14 protein-coding genes are annotated in these 16869 nt (G+C 52.9%); 7 read left to right on the plus strand and 7 right to left on the minus strand.

The annotated features are described in order from the left end of the window. Positions 1-149: 149 nt before the first annotated feature. The 3 genes from AB2L51_RS02400 to AB2L51_RS02410 all read right to left on the minus strand — a co-directional run bounded on the left by AB2L51_RS02400 (position 150) and on the right by AB2L51_RS02410 (position 2219). Complete coding sequence (locus AB2L51_RS02400) at positions 150-776, minus strand: hypothetical protein (protein ID WP_395581446.1); 627 nt, start codon at positions 774-776, stop codon at positions 150-152. Positions 777-791: 15 nt separating this feature from the next. Further along, on the minus strand, positions 792-1556 hold the full coding sequence (locus AB2L51_RS02405; protein WP_395581445.1) for a nucleotide-binding protein: 765 nt from the start codon (positions 1554-1556) through the stop codon (positions 792-794). 177 nt (positions 1557-1733) lie between these two features. Next, positions 1734-2219 carry a hypothetical protein gene (locus tag AB2L51_RS02410; RefSeq protein WP_395581444.1) on the minus strand — a complete coding sequence of 162 codons (486 nt, stop codon included), beginning with the start codon at positions 2217-2219 and terminating at the stop codon, positions 1734-1736. Positions 2220-3060: 841 nt separating this feature from the next. On the opposite strand from AB2L51_RS02410, the gene mobF reads away from it, so the two are divergent. Next, positions 3061-6129, plus strand: a complete 3069-nt coding sequence (gene mobF, locus AB2L51_RS02415; protein ID WP_395581443.1) for a MobF family relaxase — start codon at positions 3061-3063, stop codon at positions 6127-6129. A gap of 27 nt (positions 6130-6156) precedes the next feature. Here mobF and AB2L51_RS02420 read toward each other — a convergent pair whose 3' ends face one another. The 3 genes from AB2L51_RS02420 to AB2L51_RS02430 form a co-directional block, all read right to left on the minus strand. Continuing rightward, positions 6157-6504: a type II toxin-antitoxin system RelE family toxin gene (locus AB2L51_RS02420; RefSeq protein WP_395581442.1), complete on the minus strand. Its 348-nt coding sequence runs from the start codon at positions 6502-6504 to the stop codon at positions 6157-6159. After that, positions 6476-6751 carry a type II toxin-antitoxin system RelB/DinJ family antitoxin gene (locus AB2L51_RS02425; protein ID WP_395581441.1) on the minus strand — a complete coding sequence of 92 codons (276 nt, stop codon included), beginning with the start codon at positions 6749-6751 and terminating at the stop codon, positions 6476-6478. The genes AB2L51_RS02420 and AB2L51_RS02425 overlap by 29 nt, the downstream gene beginning before the upstream one ends. A gap of 743 nt (positions 6752-7494) precedes the next feature. Further along, entirely contained in the window at positions 7495-9288 is a 1794-nt protein-coding gene (locus AB2L51_RS02430) for a ShlB/FhaC/HecB family hemolysin secretion/activation protein (protein WP_395581440.1), read from the minus strand. A 586-nt stretch (positions 9289-9874) separates the two neighbouring features. On the opposite strand from AB2L51_RS02430, the gene AB2L51_RS02435 reads away from it, so the two are divergent. The 6 genes from AB2L51_RS02435 to AB2L51_RS02460 all read left to right on the plus strand — a co-directional run bounded on the left by AB2L51_RS02435 (position 9875) and on the right by AB2L51_RS02460 (position 15757). Beyond that, positions 9875-10594 carry a hypothetical protein gene (locus tag AB2L51_RS02435; protein ID WP_395581439.1) on the plus strand — a complete coding sequence of 240 codons (720 nt, stop codon included), beginning with the start codon at positions 9875-9877 and terminating at the stop codon, positions 10592-10594. Between the two features lie 6 nt (positions 10595-10600). Next, on the plus strand, positions 10601-11059 hold the full coding sequence (locus AB2L51_RS02440) for a hypothetical protein (RefSeq protein WP_395581438.1): 459 nt from the start codon (positions 10601-10603) through the stop codon (positions 11057-11059). Positions 11060-11114: 55 nt separating this feature from the next. Next, on the plus strand, positions 11115-11258 hold the full coding sequence (locus AB2L51_RS02445) for a hypothetical protein (protein WP_395581437.1): 144 nt from the start codon (positions 11115-11117) through the stop codon (positions 11256-11258). A gap of 55 nt (positions 11259-11313) precedes the next feature. Beyond that, on the plus strand, positions 11314-14109 hold the full coding sequence (locus AB2L51_RS02450) for a TraM recognition domain-containing protein (RefSeq protein ID WP_395581436.1): 2796 nt from the start codon (positions 11314-11316) through the stop codon (positions 14107-14109). Positions 14110-14279: 170 nt separating this feature from the next. Further along, positions 14280-14825, plus strand: a complete 546-nt coding sequence (locus AB2L51_RS02455; protein ID WP_395581435.1) for a hypothetical protein — start codon at positions 14280-14282, stop codon at positions 14823-14825. 104 nt (positions 14826-14929) lie between these two features. Next, entirely contained in the window at positions 14930-15757 is an 828-nt protein-coding gene (locus AB2L51_RS02460) for a hypothetical protein (protein WP_395581434.1), read from the plus strand. A 186-nt stretch (positions 15758-15943) separates the two neighbouring features. Here the strand turns inward: AB2L51_RS02460 and AB2L51_RS02465 are convergent, their stop codons facing one another. Continuing rightward, positions 15944-16840: a hypothetical protein gene (locus tag AB2L51_RS02465; RefSeq protein ID WP_395581433.1), complete on the minus strand. Its 897-nt coding sequence runs from the start codon at positions 16838-16840 to the stop codon at positions 15944-15946. Between the last annotated feature and the right edge of the window lie 29 nt (positions 16841-16869).

The raw sequence follows: 16869 nt of genomic DNA on the forward strand, positions 1-16869 counted from the left end.
CGACTGTGCCTGAAATAGCATCTGGCTGGGTCAATTCCTGATGAAAAACCCGGGTCAGTTCTCAGTGAAAATCAACAGACAGCAGACAGAAACAGCGTGCCTGCGGCTATGTTCAGTCCTGTTTTGATGATTTTCATTGTCGTGACCTTTCAGTAATCGCGTTCGCGCTTGCCCCAACGGCGCGTCACATCGCGAGGAGGCAGAGCAAGCAGGAAGCGGATGACTGGGCTATTTGACGTCCAGGCGAAGGCAAGGCGGATCACGAAGAACGCGACCGTGCCGACAAGAATGAGGAAGTAAGGCGATTGCGCCTGAAGCCATCGATTTAACTGATCATCAGGCACATTAACGTAACCTTCGCACGCCATGCCCAGATACAGCCCGATCCCGAAAAGGATCGCGCCGCACGCCCACTGCGTCGTTTGGGCATTATCAAGTTTTGCGTCCGCACGTTTTTCAAGCGTTTGCTCGATCATAGTCGCAATTCGTGCAGACACGGTCTGAGCTAATTCAGTCGTGCGCGTCTCCAAACGTGCTTGCGCCGCAGATTCACTTCGCGCTTGAGCATCATTAAAATCACTGATCGCCTTGCCTGCTGACACAGCTAGGTCAGCAGACAGTTTCTTGATCTGCGAATTAAGGTGTTCCGTGATCAGAATGCGAACGACTTCTGGATCGTCAGGACTTAACCCAGAAGCGCCAACCACAGCCCACGCGCGATTGCGAGCATCGGGATCAACGGAGAGGGCTGCGGCAGTGTCGTTGAAAATGGTCATTGCATCATCCTCCCATCACAGACCGAGGAAGCCGGCGGCAGGCTCGATGGCCTTACGGAATCCGCGCAGAAATTGCGATGCGATCGTGCGTTCGGTGATCGTCAATTCAGGATGCCGGGCGCAGTCAGAATATTTCAGATTGAGCGCGTTGATCTTCGCCCGCGCTCCGACCTGCATGCCGGGCATGGAGACCTCGATACCACCCGCAGCCAGCAGGCGATCGCGTCCCTTGCCATAGCGCCGTTCGCCGCCGGAAGCGTAACCGAACCAGTAGGGGAAGTCGGCCTTCAGGTCGCGGCTCTCACGCATATTCAGAACGGCGACATGATCGACGGACTCAGTCCCGAAAGCGCTCATATATTGACCGACGCTTTGTGCGCTTTCGATCTCGTTATCGATGACATGCACGAGCGTCAGGCGAACGTCGTTCTCCGCTAGTGCGGCCAGAAATCCCTCGACCTGTTCCCCGTCGCCGTTGTCCACGATTTTGCTGATCTCAAAACGAGAGCCGCCGGGCAGATCGTGCAGAATCACATCCGCGTCTGACGCAATCGAATTGAGAAGCGTGACACGTTCTGCGTCCTGCCGAAGATCGTAGAAATTAACGCCTGCATCGTGATAGACGCGCACCAGTCCGCCGATCTGTCCGTCCGCGTCGAAGATCGCGGCTTTCGTATTGCGTTCACGATAGATGTCCGTCATCAGGCGGCTGAAGGTGGTCTTGCCGACACCGCCCTTTCCTGAGACGACGAGGACGAGACGCTTTGTCTGGTCTCCCATGTTTATGCACTCCCTGTTCCGTTGGAACGCGATCTGCATTCCTTAAAAACATTATAGTGTGCATTTTTGAAAACCCCGGATCGTTGCGCGATCAGGTGCGTCAACGAGACACAAAAAAAGCGAAACCGGGTCTCCCCAGTTCCGCTTTTAATAACGACAAACGCCGCTGATAACGTGTTAAGCGTCCAACGCAGGCGGTTTGCGCGACGTGAATCCTGCCATCGAGGGTGACGCAGATGACGCGGGCGCGGAATCAGGTTTCGGACGCGAAGCCATCTGTGCGCTGGAATCCTCTTTGGAATCCGAGACAGATGTGTTGACGCGAGAATCTGGTGTGGCGCGTCGGCCTTCTTCCGGTTTCGGTTTGCGTGCTGGGCGAGGACGAGAGCCGCCGCGCATTTCTTTCGCGATGCGTTTCATATACGTCGCAAATGTCCCCGCGCTGATGTCCACGCGGCGTTTCGTCAACATGTCGCAGATTTCAGAATCCGTGCGACCGTCTTGTTTCATTTTCAGGAGCGGTTCGTAAATCTGTTTAACAAGATCGTAAACCGTCTGCGGTTTGTGCGACAGCCACTCTTCATGTTCTTTTACAAGGTCTGCTGTCAGTTCCTCAACGGTCATTGTCAGATTTACTGCTGATCGTTTTGCTGCTCGTGCCATGACAAAAATTCCCTTCGCTGATTAAGAGGCTGATGCCTTGATTGATAGTATAACGCAATCACGCATCTCTATCAGACAATGACGCCAGCTTCGCTTTCTCACGTCATACTGTCTGCCTGACCATGCTACATCCCAGATCGATAAAGATAGACAGAAACGTAAACAGAAAGAAGCATTGATTCCGCAATTTTAGTTTCGCTCAAAACGCAGAATCATCTACAGAAAATCCTTATCTTATTCCCTCCCTATTCCCTCATTATTCACTCAAATCTCTCATTCACAATTCCATCTCTCATTTCCCATTCTCTCTCATAATTCACAGACAGATATGATTACAAAACACAGTCACGAAAACGAAACCCTTAAACAACATAAAAGATAGAATAATTTACAAACACACCACGCATCTTCGACGCCCGCAAGAACTCGGAACGGCAGTAAACCGCCATTCCTTCGCAAAACTGTCGGGAACAATCTTGACGATTGCCCGACAGGATTCCCCGTTTCGGAAAACAAATCTGGATACGAAAAATACGCACGTTCAGGACGGAATCCGGTCGTGTCTCAGGAACAGCGATCGTCGCGTTTCAGGACAATAAATCTAATAACGAAAGACCTTCGGGGGGTTGAGAACGAGGGCAGCATCCCCGGCTCCCGCCGGAATCCGTCCCAGTCACATCCCGTCATTCTCCCATCCCGATTCCGCGCGGAACGAAACTCTATCTGCGATTATCCGCCATTCTTATTCGTAACAGGAATTCTCGCCCCATGGGAACAGGAGCCTTTCACAAATCGGAATTACAATCAGTGAACAGACACACCCTATCAGGGAACGAGAATCATGTTCACATGCACACCGCTTTCAAACGTAGAATATTATATTGAGTCCGTGAATCAGAAACTCACAAATAACGCAGAAGATGGGCTTAATACGGATCAGAATCCAGCCGTTCAATCGCAATCAAGGAAACGCGGAGACTGGTCTGATCGTGACCGAGCCGCCTATTATCTGGATAACGGCACCGGAGAAAAACCGGGGGTGTGGTGGACAAATGTTCGCGCTGATGCGGGACAGGTTCTGCCGTTCGTTTTTCACGGAACGGAAGTTAAACCAAAGGATTTTAGGAACCTTGCATCAGGCCGCGACCCACTCACACAGGAAACGCTAATTCAGACGGGAAAGAAGCGGCGTGTTGGATATGATCTGCAATTTGCTGCGCCAAAATCGGTATCCGTTCTTTGGGTATCAGGTGACAGGAATCAACGCGATGCCATTGAAGATTCGCAACAGGAAGCGGTTTTTCGTGCGCTGGAACACGCACAGAAAAATGGTCTGATCGTAACGCGATGTGGCAGAAACGGGAACGATCGTCAAACGCCAGCGGAATTGATGGCCGGGACATTCTTGCACACGACAAGCCGCTCTGGTGACCCGCAGATTCACACTCATGCGGTATTGCTAAATGTGTGTCGGCGAGCAGACGGCACGACAGGAACTATCGACAATCTGGAACTCCTTAAACACCAGCAGGAAATCGGCGCCATCTATCGTCTGGCACTGATTGAAGGACTGGAGCGCAGGCTTGGGGTAAAGGCCGTCAAGGATGAAAGGAACTTCCGTATCGTCGGTGTTCCCGAATCAATAGAACGGAAATTCTCAAAGCGTCGAGACGATATTCTCTCAGAAGCCCGCGAGATGGGGATTGATACCGCATCTAACAGGGAAGCGTCAGATAATATTTCCCGGAACACGCGCGGATCAAAATCAGACCTGCCATCCCGAGCCGAATTGAATGAACGATGGGACAAAGAAATCAAAGAAGAAGGATGGACAAGGGAATCCATCTGGGAATCCGCATTAGCCGTTGCAGCAGAAGAGAGGGCCAAACCACGCGACAGCCAGACGGCATTTGAACGCGCATTACATCAACTGACCCAGACTGAATCGGTCATCGAAGATCGGCATCTGATCGGAACAATTCTTGAGCATTTTCAGGGACGATCTGTGAGCGTTGATGAAGCCATTTATCACGCACGAAACGCCCGCAATTCAAAACAGATTATCGAACTGACTGGTAACGACAAAAGCACATCACGAGACCTGTTTTTCGCAACCCCAGAGGTCATCGACGCGGAACGGGAAATCGTGCGTATTTCTGCCGGTCGGCGCAAGGAGCGGGTATTCGTATCGAAAGACGTCATCGATAAAGCGATTGCATCAAAAGAGACCATTTCTGAAGAACAGGCGGAACTGGTCAGACACGCACTGAGCCGCGATGGAATATCTGTTGTTGAAGGATCAGCGGGAACAGGCAAATCATTCTCGCTCGGGACTGCTGCTGAAGCGGCAAGGAACGCCAATCTTCGGGTCTGGGTGACAGCGCCGTCACATCAAGCGGTATCAGTCATCGCTAAAGACACGGACACAGATCAGACACAGGCGGCTGTTTTGCGGTCATTCCTGAATCGCATTTCCGACCCTGATCACAAACAGGGAATCAGGTTGTCGCGGGACGACGTCGTCATTGTCGATGAAGCCGGCATGGTCAGCACACGAGAGATGAATGAACTGCTCAGAGAAACAGCAAAAGCGGGTGCGAAGGTGATTCTGTCCGGTGACACTCGGCAACTCAAACCTGTGGCGCCGGGATCACCTCTGCGCCTAATTTCAGAAACAATTAACTCGTCACGAATCAACGAAATCCGCAGACAGAAAGTGGACTGGCAAAGAAACGCAAGCCGTGACTTTGCTTCGGGCGAAGTCGAGAAAGCGGTGACGGCATACGCAGACAAAGACCGGATCGTCATCGGGACAGGAACGGAACTGAGAGGGAGACTGATCGAGGACTATCTCAGTGACGTCAAACGCGACCCGACTGGGACACGCCTGGTTCTGGCCAGAACACATAATGAGGTTCGGAATCTGAATGCCGATCTTCGTAATCTGCTGCGCTTAGAGGGACGGATTGCGGGGTCAGATATTGAGATTGAAGCGTTGAGCCGAGGACTGAAACCCGTCGCAGGATCGTTGTCATTAGCAACAGGTGACCGTCTGATTTTCGGCGAGAATATCAAAGCGTCGGGGCACACGATCAGGAACAATGACGTTGCGACAATCAAAGACGTTTGCCGCGACAACATCGACGGTCAACCTGTTGTGACCCTGGCCTTCGATCGCGGTTTTGAGGTGACGACGAGGTGGTCTGATCTGGAACGGCTTTCTATGTCTAAAGGGAACGAGCCAGACACACGGCCGCTTCGTGTCCAGCACGCCTATGCCGTGACTGTCCATTCATCCCAAGGAGCCAGCGTGGACAGGACTTACGTTCTGAATGCTGCTGGGATGGACAAGGAATCCCTCTATGTGGGTATGACGCGACACAAAGAAGATTGTCACCTTTACGTTGATGCAACGCGCATCGGTCTGAATGTTCGGGACAACAGAATTCGCCGCGACGGGGTATCAGCATCAATCAGCGCAGCCGGACAACTTGAGGCCCCGGATGCGCTCGACAAAGATGATCCAGGGGACAAAGTCGATCGAGATGCGGTGATCAAGCAAATCATTTATGAAGGGGAGCAACCACGCGAAAAAGGGAATGCCGCTGATTTTTCTCAGCACCGGCAATTATGGGCATCAGCCCCGACGGCAGAACTGGCTGTGCAGGGCGAGATTGAGCGTAAACGGATTGAGATTGAGCGCAAAAAAGAGGATGGGTTATCGTCTGCTGAGATTGAGATCGAACGAATGGAAGAATGGATTTTGAGACCAGATGGGAGGGGCGCCAAGGAGTTTGTGAGTCCTGCTTCGTCGAACGAGGACGCTGAGAAGGCGGCGGCGGAGGCACGACGCAAAGCTGAAGAAGAGGCAAGGAAACGAGCACAGGAAGGGCCGGTCATGAGGCGTTGACCTTAAATCTGTTTTAGGGGTTTAGGGTCATTTTTGCCGGGACAGTGCTTCAGCATACACTTCACTGTCCTCGCGCCGGCCGACAGCTAAAACAAATATCACGATGCGGTCTTCTTCTATCGAATAGACAAGTCGATAACCGACGTCTCTCAACTTGATCTTATAATAGCCCGCCAAGCCCCCGGTAAGCGCATTGCCGGGGGAATAGGGATTATGCTTGAGTTTCTGTAATTTCTTTAGAAACTGCTTGCGAATGCTTCCGTCCAGCGCATCCCATTCTTCGAGGGCTTCGTCGTCAAATTCGACTTTATAGACCTTCTGTTCGTCATCTGATGAACCTGCGCGGTCAGTCATCGTGACGAGCGGCAAGTTCATCGAGCGTCATTGTGATCCGGGATGAACGCGGTTTGGCGGCTCTTTCACGGACGATCTTGAGCAGTTCAGCATCATCTTCACTGATAACGTGCCGCGAGACAGGGAGCCGCTTGTTCTCAACGATGTATTGCATCGTATCACGCAAGACATCAGAGAGACTGACCTGCATCTCATTCAACGCCTCGATCGTCGCATTTTTAAGGCCCCGGTCACACCGGAAGCTGACAGCATCATCAACGGCAGCCATGGTTGTCCTCCTGTTTTTCAGCGACCGTTTTACCGCATAGACAGATGTATTTCAAATGAAATACGCTGCGAATGGTTAGGGGCAATCTGAAGGGGGGCTTGAAGAAGCGAGGGGAATTGGGCCTGCTGCCGCCGGCCTTAGCGTTTAAGAAACAGCCGGTGTTATGAAAACGATAAACAGGGCGGCAGCCCTGCATCCTCCGCTGTCCTTCAGCGCCCCCTTCAGAATCTCGTAATCATGCCCCCTGTCCCTACATACCTTCCATCATGTAGGGACAGCAAAAAACAGCGGAAAATAGCCATTTTTTATGGGGTGTACCTACCGTACCTACATATTCTAAGAAATAGATATATTACGCGGGGATTTTTTGATTATTTTGATCAACGTCACGATCCGAGAAGGTTTATAATGTGATTTCTTATATATAACCGTCTGTTTCCCAGAATATGTAGGTACGGTAGGGACAGGCGAATTATTTCAAGGAATATCAAGGAGTTAGTTGTCCCTACACGCTCGTTAGATGTAGGGACAGATGTAGGGACAGGCTCGTTTTTATGTAGGGACACCCTTACCTCCCGCCACCTACCGCCCCACCCGATGCCTCCATTTTGCCGCCCGCCGCCAGTCTTTGTCGTTTTATGTAGGGACACCCATCCAGCCCGCCGCCCCAGCCACAAAAAAGGGGCCGAGCCATTACGCCCCGCCCCCATATCAGACCAACCCCAGCCTCAGCGCAGTGACTGTCAGAACCCCACAGTCACGGCGACATTGCCGAACGCGCCTTTGTCCCCATACCCCTCGTTCCGCCGTTCATCAGGCATCCCCTTCAGCCTCCACCCAACATTAAACGAGACATCCAGATAATCCCTGATTTTCAGCTTCGCATCCAAACCGACGCTCGCAAGATCAAGACCATTCACCCCTTGCGGAATCCGCTTCACCTGAGAGACATGCCCATAATCGACAAACACTCCGACCTGTTCCGTGTCCCATCCCTTAAACAGGTTCCAGGCCGGCGAGTGTAGTTCATTCTGAACAGTCACCCCCTGCGAACCATACGCAGACGATGTGAAATACCCTCGCGTTGTATAAAGCCCGCCCAGGCCGATCTGGTTCGAATACATCAAATTCGACGACGCGACTTGCCCCACAGCATCCATCGACCACGACATCCCGAGCGGCAAATATGTCAGCCGCGACAACGACATCGTGTCATAAACATACCCGCTCTTCGCCCCTGGCACGATGACGTCCATCGCTTTCTTTCCATTCCCCCCAGTCAGTCCGCCGGGCGAAAACGTCAGTGTATTCCTGAAAGTCGTCCTGCCCCATTTGTCCGTCTCATCAATCAGATAGGAAATAGGAAACTGAGCGACATCAGCATTTCCCGCGTAAACATTAACACCACCAAATTCGATCGAGTTATTCGTCGTCTTGAAGTCAAACCCGCCAGAAATCTGCTGTCTGATCAGGACGTCACCCACAAAGAACGGCCGAAAATCATGCAGATAACGGAATGACGCTTGGCCGGAATGGCCCTTTTCCGTCATTTTAATGGGCGTTCCAGCAATCGTCCCCAAGCTAATTTCGGGCCTCTCCCACGCATAGTCCCCAAAAACCTGTATCCGGTCGTGCCATGGCAACGTCATCGAGTAATTGATCGCATGTGCAGAGTATCGCTCAGAGACAGCGTGCGTAAACTGATACGACAGCACACCATCAAGCGGCAGGTTCCCGACCGCACCCCCAACAAACCACTCTTGCCGGCCGAGGATCGGCGTGCCGCCGGTATCGTAACCGGCATACCCCCTCACAGGCAGATGATCTGTCACTTTCAGCGTCACATCGCTCTGCCCGCGTTCGCCGCCTGGTGAAGCGACTGCGGCAGCCGACCGGAACGGATTGCTATTCAGCCGGTCTAGCGCCTCTTGCTGCCTCCCGAGTGTCATTTTTTGCCCGGCCCCAAGACCGGCGATCTGGATGAGATCGGGCGTCGAAAACCAGCGGTTCCCCTCAACAGACACATGATTCAGGGAATATTCATCGACAATAATTTTCAGATAACCAGCGCTGATCTTTTGAGCCGGAATAGAAACAAAAACATACGGTCGGCCCGCACGGCGATACACTTTATATATAGTGTCAACCACAGCGTTGATGTCAGACGTTGTCAGAGGCTTGCCCAGCCGTGTTTTCATCGCATCTGTAAACGCCTGATTTCTCAGTATGCCGTCAACGCCCTCTCCGACAAAAATACCATCAGGCACGCCACCCTCGGCGCCTGGGGCGACGATCGCAATCCCCCGCAACCCCCGAGCGACTTCACGATCTGAATCTGGCAGCAGATTCCGCGTGACGTGAGGTTCATTTGCCAGTGCCGGACGCTCTGTATCAAGCGCTCGGGGCGCAACGCGATTGTATGCCTGAGCATGGGCCTGCTGCGTCGAGATACCCATTCCGGCAATCAAAGCGAAGGCCGAGGCGGTCAAACTAAGATAACGGCAAGTCATTTGTGTGTTCTCCGAAAAGGCTATCAAGACAACAGACGTCTTGATCTGGCTTTTTCAGATATTTTAATTTGCATGACCGCCGCGACGGGTATCGCGCACCCATACTGACAAGCGACATCCGCAGGAAAATATAAATCTGTAGGTTTTTCAGATACTTATGAAACAACAAACTTCAGGCTCAGTCTGAATCGACGGGGAATCATACCTCGTCGATTCAATATTTTTCTTTATCCAGAAATATTTTTTCAAAAAAATGAATCAACGCGGAATCCGATTTGAATCCAGTCGGAATCCATTCGTCACGACACCCCAAAAACCGCAGAAAACCGCCATTCTTAAAAATAGGCATAGCGACGAACGAACTTCGGATTCATTTTGTTTTGGTTTTTCTAAAAATATTTTGTGGTATCCAGACATTTTACAAAGATCGTTATTTTTCAATACCTTAGATGCCGGCCTCCATTATCTCCTGACCACATCATCTCTTTTTCAAAATAAATATCCGAATGGAAAAATCATCGGGGCCGATGGGTGCGCGTAAAAGTGCGCGATCTGTGGTAATATAACAGTAGCGGCGATCGATACTCGTTTTGCCGAACTGTGGAGACTTTTCATGCAAGAGTTCCGAAAACTCATTACTCCCGGCCATGTCGCCGGGCATCGGGCAAAAGCGGCACTAGCGCCGTTTTATGCCCCGGCTTGTGTGTCGTATAGCGCCGGTATCATCCTCGCTCTGTGTGCATTCACAGGCGTCGGTGGACATGCTTTAACAATGCCTGCGTGGTTTGATCGCGCGTTTACTGCTGACGTCTCGGTCTATCAAAAAGCGGCCGATGCACGGGCAGCGGCGGCTCAGAAAGCGGCAGAAGACAAGGTCGAAGCTGAACGTAAGGCGGCAGAAAGCAAGGCTCCATCCGCTACGACTGCCCCGCTCTCCCAGACGTCTAATGCCGCGCCACAGGCAGCACCTGTTGTCGCCTCCGCGCCTCAAGCCGCGCCATCTGTTCCCGCCGATTACACTCCGTCGCCTGCGCTTCAGGAAGCAATTCAGACGGTCGGGCTGATGACGCACCCCTCGACTATGGCCGCATTCGTGCAGCAAGACGTAGCGATCAACGATGCAATGACGAAGCTGGTCAATGCTGACAAGGTCATTTCCGACAAGGTCGCGTCCGGTTTCGCTGCATGTGCAAAAAAGTCGCGTGACTTCAACGAGAAAGCCATCGCTGACGCCCCGAATCATATCATGCGCGGCGAAGCGCAGCAGGCGTTTTTTGACGTCAAGCGCGACTGTATCTCCGACCTACTCGCAAGTTTTGCAATGAAAGAGTGACCGAAAATGAAACGCTTTTTTTCAAAACCCGCCCCCTCGACCCGCCGCCTGATCGCGGCCTCATACAGCGCATCTTTGCTTCTGGCATTGTCCGCTTGCGGCCCGATCCATGTTGACGGACTGCCGCACGTTTCGCTCGGCGACGATGTTTCAGCATCAGCGCAGCCGCACCTTCTGGGGCAGTTCATTGATGACCGCATTCTGTCCGTGCCTGATTCCGCAAAAACTTACGGGCAGGCTCGCCAGAACGCAGACGCTGTCGATGCCGCATTGATCCAGCTTGCAGAGATGGAACCGTCAAAAGGCTCTCTGATCCGCGTCGGCATCTCTGAATGCACAAGCCGCGAAGAGAACCTGATCCACGGGGGCAAGGCGGTCACGACGTCACTCAGGATTCAGGCGGCACTGAAGCACGAAGCCTGCGCCAAGGGCATCGCCGCAGAAATCCGTCCCAGCCGCACCTGACGCCACACACACAATACACACTGCACACACAACGTATCGAGAGAGAGTCCTAAAAATGAACATTATCGCAATCATCGCAGCAGTCATCGTCGCCGGCGGAGCCGTGATTTCCGGCGGATCAGTCGCTTTCGCAAAGGCGGACGCTGTTTATGACCGCGCCGCGACGCAGTCTCGTGTCGCGGCCTTTCTGGGCAACTGATCCCAGACCCGCACGAACAGAACGCAACAAACCAAGTAAATAAGTGAGCAAAAAAATGAATATTTTCGGTCAAAATGACGTAAACGTCGCAAACGCACCGTCCCTCGACGACACGACTGCGCTCGTCACGTCACTCCTGCACCTTCCCAGCTTGCATACGTCGGGCGAAGTCGTCGTTGGGGGTGCATTGCTGGCAGCGTTCGCATGTTTCGTGCCGCTTGCGTGGCGCATCAGCGTTCGCACTGCTCGCGCCCCACGTCGGATCGCCAGTCGCATCTGGAGCCGGACAATCGACCGCTTGATTCCATCTGGCGTGCAGGAGCGTATCGATGCGTTCTGCTCGCCTGAACGTCTCGACAAATGGCTTGAGGCCCGAACCGCCGGCACGAATAGTCCTCTTCTGAATGGCGATATTCGCGCGGCGGCAAACGTAACGTGGCCTGAAGCCAAATACAGATGGCTTTACAAGGACATCCCCGCCGACCTCGTCCGTCCTCCGACCTGGGATGGCCGTCTTCCGGGTGGCGTGCCGGTTACCTGGCTTGCGTGGCGGCACATGACGATTCAGGCGATCAGCGAAATCTCTCGCGCTCAGATTCACCGGAGCGTCCGCTATTCCGCCGGCATGGCTGTCGTGTTTGTTGCGATCGCCTTTGCTTCTGTGTGCATTCAAGGGCTGCACGCAGGGATTGAATACCCAGAGTGGGCACGTTCAGGCGAATTGCACGCGATTATGCCCCAAGTCGCATGGTATATCGATGCTCTCATTACGACCGGCGTGAGTGCAGCGGGAACATTGCTCCTTGCCGCGCTGTCCGCCGCGATCATGGCACCCGGCCTTGCATTCTTTAACGTCTCACGCGGGCTTCAGTCGTATTTCGCACGGGCTTCGTCCGCACTGGCAACCCCAACCCGCGATTCAATCGTCGCCTATGCAAATCGCGCGGACATCCGAGCCACGGAACAGGAAGCGTATGCCCGTCAGGTCGATCTTGCTCTGATGAATCCAGACGCTCCCGTCATCGAAGTCGGCCGTGCGACTGGTATTGCTCGCGCTCGCGGCAGCATGAAATCACCGGGGGTTGGTCAGGTTGTGGCGCTCGATGCTGAATCAATCCGCCAGCATGTCATCGCGTTCGGTGGCACTGGCGAAGGCAAGACACGCGCTTTCCTCCAGCCCATGGCACGGCGGATTTTCGCGGCAAAATGGGGTGATGGCGCACGGATCGGCGGATATATCACAGACGGCAAAGGCGTCCTTTATAAAGACCTGGTCGAACTGCCGGAAATCGCGAGCCGTGGCGATGTTCGGGTTCTCGGGACGGACGAAGGACAGTATGGCGTCAATCTAGTCAACGGCATGACCCCGCTTGAGGTCGCGACGATGCTGAAAACGGTTTCAACTCAAGTCATCGGCGATCGTGAGGGGGATACGTTCTGGACTGAGCAGGCGTCGATCATTACTTATCATGCTGCGGTTTTGTGTCGCGTTCTCGAACTCTTGATTCCGCACCCGAACGCCGTTCCTGTTGATGTCTCCAGTGATAACGACGTCAAAACGGAGATTGATGCCTCGGCATCGTGGGAAGACCTTCTGGCGTCGGGTGCTGACATCGAAACGCTCACAGAAACAAAAGCTGAGACGACTGAAGAACAGAAGGAGCAGACCGCAGAAGACCCAATTTGGGAAAATTTCCGGCCATGGTCTCTCCAGGGCATTGCTTATCTCGCAACTGACATCAACGCTATCGATGCTTATTCGAAACGCATTCTCGCTGAAACGGGGCGCATCGCAAATTTAGAGCAAACCGCGAAACTCAGTGACGATCAGGAGAAACTGAAAGCGTTGGTGAACTCTAAAGAGGTTTTGAACTCTTGCGATTTCGCGACAGGCGAATGGAAAGATATGGCGCCTCAAACCCGTTCGAGCGTTATTGCAAACGTCTCTGCCATAACCGGCAAATTTGCCGGTGCGCCTCCTGTCGCCGCTCGTTTTGCTTCGGGCCTGCTGCCCGCAGATCAGACGACAGACGTCGATTTTGCACTGAATGGAGGGATTCTGGCCGTTGCAGTCGGCGAAAGTGAATGGGGGACTGTCGGACAGGTGGTCGCGGTCTGGCTCAAAACCCGGCTGTATATCGCTGCTCGCAAACGCCAGATCGCCGACCCTGATGCGGCAAAACGGCAGTCCGTAGCGCTTCTGGTCGATGAATTCCAGATGCTTGCCACCAAAGGCGGCTCTGAATCCGATGCCGAATTCTTCAATATCGCGCGTTCAACCGGCGTATTTATGGTGGCTGCGACACAGGGGGTTCCATCACTCCAGAAACGGTTAGGCGACAAACACACGCAAGACCTGCTGAACAATATCCGCACGAAACTGTGCTTGCGTATTGAAGAGCAGGAAACGCTCGAATTTTTCCAGAAGCTGACCGGCGAAACCCTGCGCGGACTGGTCGTTGACGACGATTATTTCGAAACACAGGGCGTTCGTGAAATTGAGCGTCCCGATGTGCCTGTCCCCGCGCTGACAGGGGCAGAGGTCATCAGCTTGTCGCCAGCAGCCCCCGTTTTCCACACTCACCCTATGCGCCCCCTGAAGCGGTTTGATCCCCGATTCATTCTTCAGTTCCGCAAAGACCGACACAGCAACAATGCTGACGCGGTGGTCGGGTCTCAGAAAGATGCGTTCTGGCGCCAAGAAGATAAAGAGCACGAGATGCGCGGGCAAGGTGTTGAAAACAAACCGCTTTTCAACGCCACAGACATTAAGCAGGGCGGCAATTTTGCGCTCGCTTACGTTCAGCGTGCAGGCGGGCATTCGATCGACGTGATCGACCTTGTCATTTGATTGATTGGTGCCCAGGCCCGGAGAAATACCGGGCCTGACACTGCCCCGTGATTTTTGAAAATCAGCTTATAATAAACACAGAATAAAAATCTCAGTCATCCAGACCGCCTGCCTCAACAATCGCGGACGGTCTGGATGCCCGAGAGGGTCTAGCAAGAAGCAGGAGAGGCATGATGTTGCCGCGCGAAGACGAATTTTTGAAGCGGGTATATCGCCGCCATTTTTACAAATCTGGCGATAACGATGTCGGATTCACGCCTGCATCGGCAGGGAATATCTCGCATCAACAGGCAGAGAAAGAGCGTTCAGACGAACGATATGCTCTGCATTTCATCACGAAGATCAGGTGTTACGGCGATGATGCGCGAGAAGATTACGAAGCACTGATGGCAATGCCGGATAGCGATCTTCAAAGAACAGTCGATGATCGCATGTTTGCCGTAAAACCGGACGAACCGTTTCCAAGCCGCGCCCATCTCCGTGCGCTGGCCGTTGGCGATGCGCGAGGCATTACTGATACATGGCGTCAGAACAGGTCGGAAACGACGGCGGCAATCATTGAACTGTGTGCCGAAGACAAGCCTGCCGCCAAACAGATGCCAGTTCGTGCTGCGCTGATTCTGCCACGCTATGCGTCTCCATTGCGGCGCATGGCCGCAGAGCAAGACGCAGCAAATGCAATGAACACCCAGCCGCGCCGTGCATTCTCACGCTGAAAATCAATGCCGGTTCCGATAGCGCCTGAATTTTTCAGTCATTGAGGCGCAATCCGAACCGGCAGCAATCACGGTGTCGATTCATTAAGAGAAGGACGAAAAAAGTGAACGATGAGCAAATCGAAGCGGATCGCAAACGTCTCGCTGCGTTAAGCAATGACGATCTCGTTTCGGAATTTAAGCGGCGCGGTGAAACGCTCGCTGAACGTGAGTATAATACAGAGGGGCTGGCTTCTGTATTGAGCAATCGTCTCGACAATAAAAATGAAGGAAAGGGACACTGGGAAGCAACGGAAAAAACAGCATCAGTCGTGCGTGAGATGAAATCTCTCGTTGCTGATGATTACACGTCACTTCGTAATTCTGTCGTTGAAATGAAGTCTCGCGACGACCTGAAAATCCAGGACGACGAACTTGCATCTCAATTCGACAATTACCGAAAATTCGGCGTCGAGCCGTTCCCTGACGCACAACAAACGATCGACAGGTCATTGTCGAAATTCGAAGCTGCGGCAAAAGAACGTGGCCTTGACCGCGATTCAAAATGGGAAGAAGGGGAGAAACGTCAAAATTTTAACGATGATTACGATCGCCGCGCCCAGGATCGTAATCAAACAGGTGGGCTAAAGCTGGGGCAAACTGAGCGCGATCACGCAGAACGACGTGATGATGCAAAATTCCTCGGTCGTGAGGCTGCTCATGTATTGCCGCAAGGTGAACGTGACCGTCAGCGCGACGAGGCTCGTCTAGCAAACCCTGAAGCGAAGCGTGATCTGGGACAGAAATTGGAGCCAGAGGCCGCGATGGGCGGTGGTGGTGGGGAGGCAAAAGCCGCTCCGAAAAGCGCTATGGAACGGAAGATCGAGGCGAGAGAAATGGAGCGTCAAAAGCGGACAGAGACAAGGAAAGATGCTGACGCTTACACACTCTGACGAGCAATAATGCGCCGCCCGTGGGGAGGTTACTTAATAACCTCCTTTCCCCATCATCCCAAAAGGGGGGCTGCTTCGCTGAGGTGGATGTCCGGTCTGCCGCCCGCTTGGCTGTTTACGTCAACACCGGCGGTAGCCGGACATTCCCTCGCCCCTTCAAGGCCCCCCTTCAGCCTTCCCTAAATCTCACCCCCATTTCGGCCGAGGACTTCTCGGCTTGATCCGTGGTGCAGGATGAACCAGAGCCGGGGCTTTTTTCTTATTCAGCCCGCCCGACGACACAGTGCTTCCAGACGCTCGGCTATTACCGGCCCCATTTACAGAAATCGACCTCGCGTTTTCCCACAGCGCCAAATCTTCTTCAGGTATTGTTGAGACAATACCATTCATACGCTCAATAATTTCCCCGCATCGATCGTCGAAATATTTGGACGTATTGTCTGCGTGCAGTCTTGCGGCTGTGATCTCGTGCAGCAAACTGACAAGCGCATAGACCAGGAGACGTTCCATCTTTTTGTCAGGATTAGAACGCCCAGTCGCTCGCAGCATGGCACAGACAATATCAGCCCAAGCCGGCACCTCATCTCGCGAAACGCCCAGATTTTCTCTCAGCGACATTGATACTGGAATCGCGGGCATAATGATCTTGTCATACGCAATGCAACGATATGTCCCGACCTTTTTTGATTCCGCGCCAATAAATACACGCATAGCGATGAGAGTAATATAAATGAGTTTCCATGACGGTTCTAGCCGCGCTTCTGACCACCGAAGAATCTTGATTTCTTGAAGCGTCAGTATTTCTCTCTCATCTTCGTAATTAAGGTCGCGTTCATCAGACAGGATAAACTCCTTATCTGAAATCCCGCAAAGCCTTTTATTGATGTCAGGAACATCGCCATCCATCGTTGACCAGATCGCGTCAACGAGAGATTTTCTGATACTCGGACGAATAAATTCACCGTCCAGGGCAATAAACAGCAGATCGAAAATGAAGTCTGATTCAGCGCGAGCGATACGGCTTTCATGGCGCTGCTGAATCGTTCTGGCATTGATGTGTGCCGGAGATGCACTGTTTGTCATGATACGATGCCTTCTTTGTTGAGAACAAA

It is taken from the genome of Acetobacter fabarum, assembly GCF_040702925.2.
In the GTDB taxonomy this organism is placed as follows: Bacteria; Pseudomonadota; Alphaproteobacteria; order Acetobacterales; family Acetobacteraceae; genus Acetobacter; species Acetobacter fabarum_B.

What these genes read in the sequence shown, in the direction of transcription:
- AB2L51_RS02400 (WP_395581446.1), bottom strand. Translation starts at nt 776, where the DNA reads ATGACCATTTTCAACGACACTGCCGCAGCCCTCTCCGTTGATCCCGAT.
- AB2L51_RS02405 (WP_395581445.1), bottom strand. Translation starts at nt 1,556, where the DNA reads ATGGGAGACCAGACAAAGCGTCTCGTCCTCGTCGTCTCAGGAAAGGGC.
- AB2L51_RS02410 (WP_395581444.1), bottom strand. Translation starts at nt 2,219, where the DNA reads ATGGCACGAGCAGCAAAACGATCAGCAGTAAATCTGACAATGACCGTT.
- mobF (WP_395581443.1), top strand. Translation starts at nt 3,061, where the DNA reads ATGTTCACATGCACACCGCTTTCAAACGTAGAATATTATATTGAGTCC.
- AB2L51_RS02420 (WP_395581442.1), bottom strand. Translation starts at nt 6,504, where the DNA reads ATGAACTTGCCGCTCGTCACGATGACTGACCGCGCAGGTTCATCAGAT.
- AB2L51_RS02425 (WP_395581441.1), bottom strand. Translation starts at nt 6,751, where the DNA reads ATGGCTGCCGTTGATGATGCTGTCAGCTTCCGGTGTGACCGGGGCCTT.
- AB2L51_RS02435 (WP_395581439.1), top strand. Translation starts at nt 9,875, where the DNA reads ATGCAAGAGTTCCGAAAACTCATTACTCCCGGCCATGTCGCCGGGCAT.
- AB2L51_RS02440 (WP_395581438.1), top strand. Translation starts at nt 10,601, where the DNA reads ATGAAACGCTTTTTTTCAAAACCCGCCCCCTCGACCCGCCGCCTGATC.
- AB2L51_RS02445 (WP_395581437.1), top strand. Translation starts at nt 11,115, where the DNA reads ATGAACATTATCGCAATCATCGCAGCAGTCATCGTCGCCGGCGGAGCC.
- AB2L51_RS02450 (WP_395581436.1), top strand. Translation starts at nt 11,314, where the DNA reads ATGAATATTTTCGGTCAAAATGACGTAAACGTCGCAAACGCACCGTCC.
- AB2L51_RS02455 (WP_395581435.1), top strand. Translation starts at nt 14,280, where the DNA reads ATGATGTTGCCGCGCGAAGACGAATTTTTGAAGCGGGTATATCGCCGC.
- AB2L51_RS02465 (WP_395581433.1), bottom strand. Translation starts at nt 16,840, where the DNA reads ATGACAAACAGTGCATCTCCGGCACACATCAATGCCAGAACGATTCAG.